Raw genomic sequence first — 11,784 nt, forward strand, 5'->3', positions numbered from 1 at the left:
TATCAACAGCCCTTTCATGGTGATCCCTAAGGTCGTGGTGGCTCTGGATGACGTGACGATTCCGGCATTCTGTTCGAGACATCCGCCCGCGTCGGCTCCGGCAACCGGCTCGTCTCCAACATTCTGTTGTCGCGCACCATCCAGCCAGCAAGTCGAGCGTAACCGCGCCTCAGTGCCGGTATGAACCATTCGTGTGGTTCGTCTTTGTGCATCGCCATGAGCATTTCAGGGCTCCTTTAAGGAACCATTGATCGGCTTCTTTCCATGCTGTGACCGATAAAAAAACGGCCCCAGAGCGGTACGAGCCGAGGCCGTCGGAGTACTCGTATCTAAACATTTCCGGCTGACATCAGGCTTACGCCAGCCCGCCTCGACGATCCGCTATCAATCTTGCCGGCATGATCTGACGAAGAGGCCGCCAACTGAGGCGGCCCAGACAAAGCGACGCCGCCCGTTTGAAACTCTTACAGGCGGCGCGGCCTTCCTGCCCGAGAGGGTACTAACAAAATCCCGGATAGTGCCGAAGGTTGGAATACCCGACGTCCCAAGGCTGGTCAATTTTGACCACTCTCGAAAAGAAACTAGGCCGCCAACTGAGGCGGCCTATTTCACATAAACGCAAGAACGATTCCCATTCCGACCAAGGTGTACAAGCCTGTAACGGCTACACCGAGATAAACGTCGGCCATGACGTTATCTGGCGGGGGTTTGATCTGGTTGTCCAACATTGCGTTTCTCCACGCAATTGGCCCAAGCCAACTACATCACGCGGGAACCCCCGCATTCGTTCCAGCGCTGGCCCGTTTACATGGTGAACAGGATTAGAACGGGGGCCAAACAACCGATGGGCGTCGGTAGTCCTACTGAGAACAACGGCCAAGGCCTGGTAACCGTTCGGTTAATTCAAAACAGGCCACTCCCAAATTCAAATTAGGCCACTAGGGGATAAAACAGGCCAGTACCCGCCGTCCTATGAGAACGTAAGGTGATATTGGACCAATTCAGGAACGTAGTAGCCAGCCGGAGGCCACTCAGGGTCAATCGCGTCGTTTTTGCAGTCGGCCAGCTACTTCCGGTCTACCCTCAGCTTCGGACATGTCGCCGCACTGCGCCAACTGACGCGATGGGCCAGTTTCGGACTCAAGGTTGATAGCGTCGCGCAGCTACGCCGCCGGTTGGTTTTTCGCCTCACTGCCTGCAAAGGTCGCGTGAGTAACGGTGACGGCCGTTCCGTTTGCTCCACTCAGGGTAACGACTTGGGAGTTGAGCTGCTTGGAGAGCGCCTTGACAATGCCGGTGCCAAGCCCGGATTTGGGTTGCGCAAAGACGCCGTCAGGTTTTCCAACCCCGTTATCGACGACGGATAGTTTCCAGTCCGTCCCGGAAACTTCATAGGAGACGGCGATCTGTCCGTCCTTCGTTCCTGCCTTAAACGCGTGCTTTAGCGAGTTGATCACAAGGTCGGTGACGATTAATCCGAGGCTCTCGGCGTCGCGACAAGTCGCTCTCCCGCCCTGACCGAGCACCCTCAACGAAATTGACTGGTCCTCGCCTATCATCGAGTGGGCGAGCGCCTCACAAAGCTTTGTGAGATAGGGCTGCATTTCCATTGAGCCAAGACTCGCCGAAGCGTGAAGGTGTTCTTGCACGGCTGCAACCGAAATCACCCTGGTGTGAGCGTCGTGTAGATGGCGTCGCGTTTCCTCAGATTCCACCGATTTTGCCTTCATCATAATGATGCTGGCGATGATTTGGAGACTATTGGCGACCCGGTGCTGGAGTTCGTCGAGCAGCACGTCTTTCTGGCGCAACAGGTCATCCTTATCGCGTTCCAGATTGCGTTGAACCGTAATATCCTCGATGCCGAGCAGGATATTGGTGTGCGCTTTCTCATATCGAACGATGCAGGCATTTAACAGCATCACCCGTCGTCCGATGCGAGGAAAGTCATACTCAACTTCGTATTCATCCATCGCGCTTTGACTGGGTATAATTTCTTCCAACAGCAAGCGGAGCTTTGGAATGTCCCATTCCCGGCCGCCCAATTCATAAAAGCGCTTTCCCTGCGTGTGGCGGGGATCGGTCGAGAACTTCACATAGAACGACCGGCTCGCGGCGACGACCCGCAGGTCTTTGTCGAGGACGATCAGAGGTTCACGAACGGTATCTACCATCGCCTGCGCGAGCGCACAGGCGTCTTCAACCTCGCTGAATTGCTTTCTAAACACGGGTGACCTTTCCCCGCGCGTCTTTCAAAATTGCGCAATATAACTCGAAGGCGGTGAGGAGATGCAGGAACAACGGCCTCAAGTCTCTAAGGTCCATCGCTAGACCGGCTTATTTTGGCAGTGCAATATTGACCACTCAGCCGGAGGCGGTTGGAGCGGGCAATGCGCTGACGAAAACATCGAACACCTCGTAAGCCCGCTGCGGCGTCTTTCCTTCCTTGAATGCGCTTGCGAAACTGAAGATCGCATCCGCCAAAAGGAATTCTTCCGGGACAGGAAACAGGGTGCGAAGTTCGGCGAGCCAGTTCGCGTAGGAGGGTGGGTTGAACTTACCCAAGGTGTAGTTATCGCTGAATGAGGTGCGCATTTAGGTCGGAGCCTTCAGGCCGGGCGAGGCAAGCCACTCGCTGACGTGCGATGCGGTCTCAATCTGCCGTGCTCTGCGGATCAACCTCTCACGCTCAATACCTGGCGGAGTGCCCCTCGCTTGCTTGCGAAGTCGCTCTGCCTCATTGGCAAGGCGGTCATATAGAGGTTCGTCTTGTGGCCTGTAACGGCGTCGCTGCATTCCGCCGCTCCTCTGTTTGCAGAAGGCGGGAGCGCGTGATCGCGTTCTCATCACCGATAGGGGCCAACAAGGCGGTGCGGTGATTGGGCTAATCTGGCATGTCCGGTAGCCGAAATACTGGTCAATATTGATCACATCGACAAAAGTTAATGAGTTTCAAACGGGCTTACGGTCCCGCGCTCGCACGCCTCAAGGCCGCCGGTTCAATTCGGCGGGTTTTTCTCTGGGTTGAGCGGCGAGGCGCTGATCCGGCTTTTTAGATTGATGCCTTTCGGGCCGGCGCGCTTCCACTGGCCGCGCAAATCTGGCGGCCCACCGCCGTTCGAACTTTCTTTGAATATCGCGAGGAACGTCGCTCATAACCCTTCAGGCCCCTCGATGGAGCCTCAACGCGCAAGGCGCTCTAAAGGACCCTCATTCGGGTTGGCGTTGGTCCGCGACGCCTGAGGCGCAATTATCGTTTTACAATTCGCGCTTGATCTCGGGCTTGTCGTACAAGACCGCGTTCAGCAATGAACTGTTGACCTCGATTTTTCCGTTGTAGCTGATCAAGCCGAGCTTGCGAAATCTGTTCATGAAGAAGCTGACGCGGGATCGCGTCGTTCCAATCATTTCGGCCAATGTCTCCTGGCTGATATTTGGACTGATCGGTTGAGGGCTGCCCTCCTTGCCGAAATTCGCCAGCAGGAGCAGCAGGCGCGCCAACCGCTTTTCACTGGAGTTGAAGAGCTGGTCGATCAGGTCCTCTTCAATCCGGCTGTTGCGGGTCAGCAAATAGGCCATGAACAGCTCGGAAAACTTGGGTTCATCGTGCAATGCCGCGACCATGGCGGTCTTCGTTATCGCGGTCACCAGGCATTCCTCCATCGCTGTCGTCGTCGCGATACGCAGCGAATGGCCGTTCATGCAGCCTTCGCCAAAGAACTGGCCGGGCTCCAAAATGCCGACCACGGCTTCCTTGCCTTGCTCGGATATGACAACAACCTTGACCCGGCCTTTCTGGATATAAAAAACCGTATCTGCCACGTCGCCCTGCGCAAAGACGATCTCATCCTTGCGAAACACGAGGATGGTCTTCCCTTCGCCTACCTTGGCGAGAAACTCCTTAGGATCAAATATTGCGTGGTTGGTATTTTCTCGCATGTCCCGTTTCGTCCCAGCGCGGTGGGAGCTTACCATTCAGCCGCCGACGTTCGAAATAAAAGTGCCGCACAATGGCAGCTTTTCGCAGCCAGGATGGGAGCACCCGGCTGCCGATAAGCTGATGGAACGGTCAGCAGGCGAAGCCCGAGCCGGACCCAACAGGTCGCAAACACCGACTAGAGTGGCGGCTAGATCGCAACTGCAAAACTTCCAGTCGTCTCGCATTCCGGGCACTGGAAGGTGCGGACTTCATGGTAACCGGTATGAGCTCCCACGTCTGCGGAGATCAGCGGGCGCGTGGGTAGCGGATCGGCATCCAATATTGGCGCATGGCCTCGACGACCGCTGGAATATCGGCGTAGGCGTTACGCAGAAAGTCGGCAGTCTCGCGGCCGCTTCGGGGGGATCCGAGCATCGGCTGCCCCTGATCGTCGCGACAGTGCAACAGAATGGGCAGAAGCAGGCCGTGATTGACATTGCTGGTGTCCAGCATCGGCGCCCACGCCGACAGCCTGAGCCGCATCGCGGCATGGAAACCCTGGCACCAGGGACGCGGATCGACGTCGCCATTGGGGTTGCGCCGGTGTATCGGCTCGAACCGATCGGGGGCAGTCGAGAGGGTGTTGCTGATGTCGTTGTGGCGCAGCGCAACGGCGGAGATCGCGGCGAACTCCGGCGTGCCGCCATGGTTGAACGCGTCGGCATCGATCGCGAGCAGCGGGCAGATCCAATCGAGCGGGCTCATCGAGACCGGTCCGGCTACGATCGCGGCAGCATAGCCGTCGAGCATGGGAATGCTAGTGGCGGCAGGATGGCGATCGATGCGAGCCTGGAGCCATCGCTCGAGGTCCGCAAGCGGCATCGCGGCTGACGGCATCGACGATGCTGCTTTATGGCGACGTGGGCTCATGCCGCTGCCTGCGGTGTGCGCCGGCGCGCCGCCTTCCAGTTCCAGGCGAGCAGCTCGTGCAGCTGATGGCTCTTGGTTCGCCCGGACACGATGCGCTCCAGCACATCGGCCAGGTAGGCCTGCGGGTCGAGCTCATGGAGTTTTGCCGTGTTCACGAGCGACGCCAGGATCGCCCAGCTCTCGGCGCCGCCTTCGCTGCCGCTGAACAATGAGTTGCGTCTTCCCATCGCAATCGGGCGCATGGAACGCTCGACTGTGTTGCTGTCAACCTCGACACGGCCGTCGCGGAGAAACAGCGTCAACCCGTCCCAGTGATTGAGTGCGTAGTTGATGGCCTCCGCCAGCTTCGATTGGGAGAAGAGCTGGCCGACCATTGTGGTCAGGCGCGTCCTGAGCGCCTCCATCAATGGAGCGGACCTGGTGCGGCGGGTGGCCAGCCGCTGCTCGGCATTGCTGCCGCGGATCTCTGCTTCGATGGCATAGACCGCCTGCAGGCGCTCGATCACTTCGCGAGCGAACGGCGACTGGGTCGTCTTATACACGTCGACGAATTTGCGTCGGGCGTGGGCGAGACAAAAGGCGAGCTGGATCGCGTCGCCATGATCGCGGGCGAGCGCTTTGTAGGCTGCATAACCGTCGACCTGCAGAATGCCGGAAAAGCCCGTCAACTGTCTGGCGATCTCCGCCGTGCCGCGGCCGTCGGCGAACACGTAGGCCACCGCCGGCGGCGAGGGGCCGCCCCATGGCCGGTCATCCATCGCATGCGCCAAGAACTGGCAGATGCGCGGGCGATGTCGTCCGGGATCGAGCACCGGCATCGGCGTCTCGTCGCAGAACAGGCGCGGCGCAGCCTGGATGGTGCGCAGCTGGAGCTCATAGAGGCTCCTGAGCCACCAGGCCGCTCGCTTCACCCAGCCGGCGAGCGTCGCCCGGTCGAGATGGACACCCTGGCCGGCCAGAATTTGCACCTGTCGGTAAAGCGGCAGATACCAGGCGAACTTCGAGACTACCACGTGGCTCACGAGTGCCGTCGAGGCCATGCCGCTCTCGATTAGGCGCGGCAGCACCTTCGCCTGGATCACACCATCGGTGCAGCGGCGGCAGCCGTACTTGGGACGGACCGTCCGCAACACCCGCAGGATCGCCGGGATGATGTCCAGCACCTCGCTGACGTCCTCGCCGATCTTGTGAAGCTGGCCCTGACAACACGGGCATGCGGTCGCCTCCGGCTCCAGCACCTGCTCGCAGCGCGGCAGGTGCTTGGGCAGCGCGCCGATGTTGCGGCGCGCCTTCTTCCGCAGTGGTTTGCCGGGCGGCTTTGCCGCGGCTGCATCGTCGTTGGCAGCTGCAGGCGGCGTGACGCCGGTCTCAAGGTCGCCAAGCTCAAGTGCGAGCTGCTCGGCCACGAGCGCGGCAAGCCGCTCCGAGCGCTTCCCGAAGATCATGTCCTTGAACGTCTGCATTGCTACGCGCAGCTTCTCGTTCTCAGCGTCAAGCGCGAGCACCATCTCGGTCAGAGCTGCTGGATCGGCCGGAAGAGCGTCGGGGCGAATCGCCATGATCAGACGATACATCCGTGTGACCCACGCTCCAGCGAAATCCTCACTTCTCAGCCGACAATGACCGGCTGCTTCACAGGCTTGGGCGACACACGCGTCCACTCGAGGCCGTCGAGTAGCATCGCAAGCTGCGTCGCACTGAGATGCACAACGCCGTCGCGGATCGGTGGCCAGGTGAAACGCCCCTGGTGCAACCACTTCGTTACCAACACCATGCCGCTGCCGTCCCACGCCAGAAGCTTCACTCTGTCCATGCGCTTGCTGCGGAACACGAAGACGTCGCCGCAATATGGGTTCGCGCGCAGTGCTTCGCTCACCAGCGCCGACAGCGTATGCACCGACTTACGAAAGTCGACCGGCTGGGCCGCCAGCACCACCTTGAGGTCTGACCGTAGCGCAATCACCGGATCCCTCGAAGCGCCGATAGCACCATCGAAAGCGTCGCCAGCTCCACGCCCGGCTCGACGCGGATGCGCGCCCCGTTCACCTCGATCTCGACCGCTCCACAGACCTTGGCCGGCGGCGCGGCAATCTCCAAGGGCTTCATCTTACCCGGCGAAATACACTCGGACTCGCCAGCCCTCCCGCCATCGCTCTCGGCGCCAATTTGGATAGGCACGAAGTTCTGGGCTTTGCCGGCCATCGCCGCCGCTACCTGGCGTCGCCACACCGTGAGCAGTCCGCGGGAAACACCATTGCGCCGCGCCACCTCGGAGATGTTCGTCCCCTCCTCAAAGCTCTCCGCCGCGATCCGGGCCTTCTCCTCGCGCGTCCACCGTCGCCGCCGGCGCTCCCCAGTGATCACCTCAACGCGGCGATAAGAGTCACCTTCCTGCCTGGCATCAAGCATGGCATTTGCCATCGCTTCACCTCCACCCATCAGCTCATCCCAGGCTGTATCCCAAGCGAACCGCGCCATGACGAGGTGGAGGCCTCATGCCGGTTACACTTCATGACCGGGTTGAGCAGGTTCGATGCAAGCCAACCGCATAGGCTTGCCACACCTGGAGCACGGAAGAATTCCGATCTCCGCGCGGCTGTATAGCGGATTTGGCTGGACAGATGACATCATGCTTTCCCCTGCATTAGGCGGGAGCATTACCGATCTCTCTGTCGCCGATAACTGCCTATTCGGACGGCGATGGACCCAGTCTAGCCCGATACGCCAATGCGGGGCTGTTCAATATTGCTCACATCGGAAAAGTTAAACGAAGGCGCAGGAAATCAACTCCAACTCGCATATGAAATAAATCCAGTATCGCAGGAACCTCTTATCGCCTGGCTCTATTTGCACCCTGTCTCTAACCGGGAGGTAGACAAATGACGAAAGTTCTTTTGGCGACGGTTGCTGTTATCGCATTCACTGCGCCTTCATTCGCGCAGCAGGACAAAACTACCGGTCAAGCGCCACCATCAGGCGCTTCCTCGTTCTACGTGGCTCAAGACACCGCGACGATGAAGTGTCAAGTTGTCAATGTCCAGCCTGCCGCTGGCGGCAACATGAAGGCCATCGGTACGGCACATCCGACACAGGCGTCAGCACAAGCAGCCTTGATGGCTGATAAGACTTGCAAGGAATGAAGTGACGGCGCGAGTACAGGGGTGGGTCTATTGGTTCCACAAAACTACTGACCCGCCCCGCTAACTACGTTGCTCGACAGATGCATTTTCGGACTTGTGCGCGCAATTGCGAGGTCCGGGTGAGACCGATGAGCCGACATCATCAGACCGCTCCCGCAGGTCCGAAGAGGGCCAAGAGGCGACATGGCATCGCATCAATAAATGAAAGAGGCCGCCAACTTAGGCGGCCTCAATGCACGATGAAGGCACCCGTAAGCATCACCGCGATAAGCAGTGTGCCGCCGAAAATAGCAATGCCAAGACTGACGCGTGCTTGTATTGAATATGAATCGAAATGGGGTTGTTCGATCATGCCACGCTCCCTTGTCTCTGGGCGGGGAGCGCGAACGCTCTCAGACACCGGCAGACGCCGTTACAGGACGGTGATGGCCGAAGGTTGGAACAGCCGACGTTCCAAGGCTGGTCAATTTAGACCACCCTCGAAAAGAAATTAACGATTTGGGCGCGACTGCCGCCGCAACGGCTTTTCCGGTATTATGGCGCAAACGCCACAAGGCTGAATAAGAACGGCCCCAGCAACCCTTAGGGAAAGCGCCTGTGCATGGCTGGCTGCTGGAGCCGTCTACCGGCCCGATTGGTGCGTGCGGGCCAGAGCTGATTTACTGCCCGTACATTGCGATGCCGATGACAACGAGTGGACTCAGCCCCAACAATACAATGCAAATACTTCCAAGGAGACTGTCACTGCCCATGACACAACCTCCACGCCGTAGCTGAAATCCTAATCTGCCGGAACAAAATCGTGATCGATTAAAAAGACGGCCTCAGGGCGGTACACGCCGAGGCCGGGAGGTATCCCGTGTCTAAACCTAACCGCTCTAGCTGACATCAGCCTTACAGGCCACTCAAACAAGAAGCCGCCCCGTTGGAGGCGGCTTCGGATCGTAGGCGCGAGTTAGTACTTAAACTCCGGCATGGCCTTCAATTCATCCTTAGTGGCGTTAAGCACTGCGTGATCGGGGTACCAACTCTTACTGGCGCTGGTGGTGGTGGTTGTCGTGGTCGTAGTTGCGGCACCGGTGGTGGTTCGCGTGGTGCTGTCTGGAGCGGAAGTCGCTGCAGGAGCATTCGCTGGGGCGGACGTTGTCGACGCAGTTGTCGAGGTCGCCGGTTGATCAACCCACTTCAACTTATCGAAGGCGACTGCCACATAGTGCTCGCCCAGGCCGAGAAAGCCGCCAACACCTAGAACGACATTGGCCACCTTGCCTGACCTATCCAAGATCACCTCTTTGATATCGCCGATCTTCTCGTTTGCTTCATTGTACACATTCACGCCGGCGAGCTTAGACGCCCGCCATTCACCCACCTTGTGCGTGGTGGCAGTGGTAGTCGAATCCACCTGGTTCGTGGCTTGCGCCGACGCCGCGCCGGTCATCGACGCAATAGCCAGGAATGCGATTGCAAGGCATTTCGAAATCATGATGTTCCTCCATAGTTTAGGGAAACAACAGGGCGAGGAAAGTTTGGTTCCAGAGACGGAACAGGAAATCATTTCCGTCCTGGCAGGTCTCTGGGAAGCGGCTGACCCTGTCCCGTGCCACAATCGCCTCGACTCAAGGAGGCGCGGCTGCGGACACGGGCGGTGGATCCCGTTAGACCGGACACCCGCCCGTTCTGCACAAACCGGAGGAGCAGAGACCACCGTTCGGGCGTGACTGGCTTCAGTGACGAATCGGTGCGGACGCGGTCTAACTTCTTAGCGAGGGGCTTGGAACACTTGCCGCTTTTTCCCGTTTTCACGCAACCAACAGCTAACTGTTCGTGACATGCACGACTTTGAGGATACATCTTCTCCGAAAACTATCCAGCTGATGTCGCTTGCCATCAGAATGCAGTCAATTCGCCTCCGGAGCCTGTGAGTGCACATGTCATCCGTCGGTTGGCTGAAAACAATCCTTCGACTAACGCACGAAGGCGAGAGCGATCCTCGCGCTCTGCAGAGGCTAGCTCTGGTCGAGCTTTTAATTACTCCGGAGAGCTAATGCTCTAAAGCAGTTACTATGCACCATCTTTGGGACAAGGTAAGGAACGAGATCGCCGACGACCGCCGTCGAACGATAATCTTAAGCCACGATCGCTTCTTTTCTCGCATGGATTCTCAGGGCGTTGCTCAGAGCGACCTTTGGCTGACCCCCGCGGCCGGTGACGAACGTTGTTTGCTCGAACTGTTCGAATGGAGACACGGGATATGCCAAGGCGCTGGTTTGCGGCGTTGTTCTTCAGCCTAATTCCAGCGGTCGCCTGTGCGGGCAGCATGGAATGGCGAAATTACGTTGTTCCAAGCACAGGGGCTCATGTGGATATTCCGGTGAATATTTTTACCGAGGATGTGGGTCAACCTGAGGGCGGAATCGGCCGGCGGTTCTTCACATCGGATCACCGTGCAGATTTGACGGTGCAGTCGCTGCCTAATCCGGACCATGACACACCTGCCATCTTTCTGAAGAAGAGGAGGCCCCCTGCAGACATCCAGTACAAGCGAGTAACGCCTCGCTTCTTTGCCGTGTCTAGCGTTCGCAACGGGCGTACCTGGTATAATCGCTGTAATCTTGCGAAGGAATACATGAACTGCGTTCTGATTAATTACCCCGCCGCGGAAGAGCGTCAGTGGGACGCAGTGGTAACGCGGATCAGCCTTTCACTGGCAAACTAGCACCGCAGTAAATGCTGATCTGTTGATGTCCGAGTTGATGTAGGGGTCTCTGTTATCATCCGATAGCAAGGGTACTCTTGAGGCGCGCAGGTAGCCAAGGAGCGATAGGGCTGGTTTCAGACTTTGCGGTGGTAGCAGCGGACTTCTCGGGCCGTGCCGAATGGGCATCCCTTTGAACAAGCCATTCCCGCGCAGATCGCTGCTTCTGTGACTCAGCTTCTTAATGCTACCCCTCGAATGTCCTTCATGGTGCCACCTAACGCGGACACCGTACAAACGCCGCTGCGGATAGCCAAGTCCACCGAGAAGAATTAGTCGCTAGTTGCCGAAGAATCCGGCCGTCTTAGGTTGTTCATCGCCGCCGAAGGCCATGATAGGTGCCTGCTCTTGCGGGTGTGCATCCTGTTGCAGCTGATCTCGACGCTGCTTCGCGAGGCGAACGGCCTCCCGTTTCGCTCTGCGCTCTGCCAGGCGCCGATGTTGATCACGCTCAGCTAGAATCGCCTTGTGCTTCTCAGCGCGCCCGGTAGCATTATCCTTCTCACCTCGCGCTGACGCATCCGTAGCGGGAATGATGTGGGCCTGAGGCTGCTGCTGTGGCACAGCCACCGGAACCGCGATCGTGGGCGGCAAAGCCGATTCAGATGATGCGGGTAGGATAACTCTTGCAGGTGGCAGCCGATCGGCAGCCGTCGCTCTCGTTTGCTGCGTTGGTTCTGTGACTGTCTTTGCCATCATCAACCCGCCGCCAAACCCTGTACCAATGAGCAGGATGGTCGCTCCCACCCCAGCGAAAAAAATGCGCGTGTTTGGCATCGTCAGGTCTCCAAAGACTGACGAACGAACGCGTGAATGTGTGTTTAGTTGCTGTGGGGAAAATCAGGTAGCTGCCATCAAGCAACTCAGTGCCTCGTCGCGAGGCTAGCTTCAGCCGCTTTTTGACGCAAACGGCATTTGAAGCGAGGGCGCTGCGCTTCGAAATCTCGCCTTTGCGGGTGGCTTGAAGACGAAGTTATCGAACATGCTGGTTTTTTGCATGTTGCCCATCGGCGACACAGTGCGCCTCGCGGCGGAGGTCT

At 58.4% G+C, this 11,784-nt stretch carries 12 protein-coding genes; 2 read left to right on the plus strand and 10 right to left on the minus strand.

Annotation, left to right across the window (positions count from 1 at the left end):
• Nucleotides 1-1,163: 1,163 nt before the first annotated feature.
• The 7 genes from WDM24_RS42575 to tnpA form a co-directional block, all read right to left on the minus strand.
• Nucleotides 1,164-2,228, minus strand: a complete 1,065-nt coding sequence (locus WDM24_RS42575) for a sensor histidine kinase (RefSeq protein WP_338829941.1) — start codon at nt 2,226-2,228, stop codon at nt 1,164-1,166.
• A 136-nt stretch (nt 2,229-2,364) separates the two neighbouring features.
• A complete protein-coding gene (locus tag WDM24_RS42580; protein ID WP_338829942.1) occupies nt 2,365-2,595 on the minus strand; it encodes a hypothetical protein in 231 nt (76 codons plus the stop codon).
• A 663-nt stretch (nt 2,596-3,258) separates the two neighbouring features.
• Nucleotides 3,259-3,939 (minus strand): Crp/Fnr family transcriptional regulator, encoded by a 681-nt coding sequence (locus tag WDM24_RS42585; RefSeq protein ID WP_338829943.1) that lies wholly within the window; start codon nt 3,937-3,939, stop codon nt 3,259-3,261.
• Between the two features lie 286 nt (nt 3,940-4,225).
• Nucleotides 4,226-4,816, minus strand: a complete 591-nt coding sequence (locus WDM24_RS42590) for a YecA family protein (RefSeq protein ID WP_166213761.1) — start codon at nt 4,814-4,816, stop codon at nt 4,226-4,228.
• Between the two features lie 29 nt (nt 4,817-4,845).
• Nucleotides 4,846-6,408 (minus strand): IS66 family transposase, encoded by a 1,563-nt coding sequence (gene tnpC, locus WDM24_RS42595; RefSeq protein ID WP_166213760.1) that lies wholly within the window; start codon nt 6,406-6,408, stop codon nt 4,846-4,848.
• Nucleotides 6,409-6,458: 50 nt separating this feature from the next.
• The gene (gene tnpB / locus WDM24_RS42600) at nt 6,459-6,812 is read right to left on the minus strand and encodes an IS66 family insertion sequence element accessory protein TnpB (RefSeq protein WP_166208697.1); all 354 of its coding nucleotides are present in this window, start codon (nt 6,810-6,812) and stop codon (nt 6,459-6,461) included.
• Nucleotides 6,809-7,270, minus strand: a complete 462-nt coding sequence (gene tnpA / locus WDM24_RS44605) for an IS66-like element accessory protein TnpA (RefSeq protein WP_166208700.1) — start codon at nt 7,268-7,270, stop codon at nt 6,809-6,811. The genes tnpB and tnpA overlap by 4 nt, the downstream gene beginning before the upstream one ends.
• A gap of 458 nt (nt 7,271-7,728) precedes the next feature.
• Here tnpA and WDM24_RS42610 point away from each other — a divergent pair, with 458 nt between their 5' ends.
• Nucleotides 7,729-7,989: a hypothetical protein gene (locus WDM24_RS42610; RefSeq protein ID WP_338829944.1), complete on the plus strand. Its 261-nt coding sequence runs from the start codon at nt 7,729-7,731 to the stop codon at nt 7,987-7,989.
• Between the two features lie 229 nt (nt 7,990-8,218).
• Here the strand turns inward: WDM24_RS42610 and WDM24_RS42615 are convergent, their stop codons facing one another.
• Both WDM24_RS42615 and WDM24_RS42620 read right to left on the minus strand, forming a co-directional pair.
• A complete protein-coding gene (locus WDM24_RS42615) occupies nt 8,219-8,341 on the minus strand; it encodes a hypothetical protein (protein WP_338829945.1) in 123 nt (40 codons plus the stop codon).
• 603 nt (nt 8,342-8,944) lie between these two features.
• Complete coding sequence (locus tag WDM24_RS42620; RefSeq protein ID WP_338829946.1) at nt 8,945-9,472, minus strand: PRC-barrel domain-containing protein; 528 nt, start codon at nt 9,470-9,472, stop codon at nt 8,945-8,947.
• Between the two features lie 768 nt (nt 9,473-10,240).
• On the opposite strand from WDM24_RS42620, the gene WDM24_RS42625 reads away from it, so the two are divergent.
• Nucleotides 10,241-10,705, plus strand: coding sequence for a hypothetical protein (locus tag WDM24_RS42625; RefSeq protein WP_338829947.1), 465 nt, complete (start codon nt 10,241-10,243; stop codon nt 10,703-10,705).
• A gap of 318 nt (nt 10,706-11,023) precedes the next feature.
• Here the strand turns inward: WDM24_RS42625 and WDM24_RS42630 are convergent, their stop codons facing one another.
• The gene (locus WDM24_RS42630) at nt 11,024-11,521 is read right to left on the minus strand and encodes a hypothetical protein (protein ID WP_338829948.1); all 498 of its coding nucleotides are present in this window, start codon (nt 11,519-11,521) and stop codon (nt 11,024-11,026) included.
• Nucleotides 11,522-11,784: the final 263 nt, after the last annotated feature.

It is taken from the genome of Bradyrhizobium sp. 27S5 (assembly GCF_037217225.1).
GTDB classification, from domain to species: domain Bacteria; phylum Pseudomonadota; class Alphaproteobacteria; order Rhizobiales; family Xanthobacteraceae; genus Bradyrhizobium; species Bradyrhizobium septentrionale.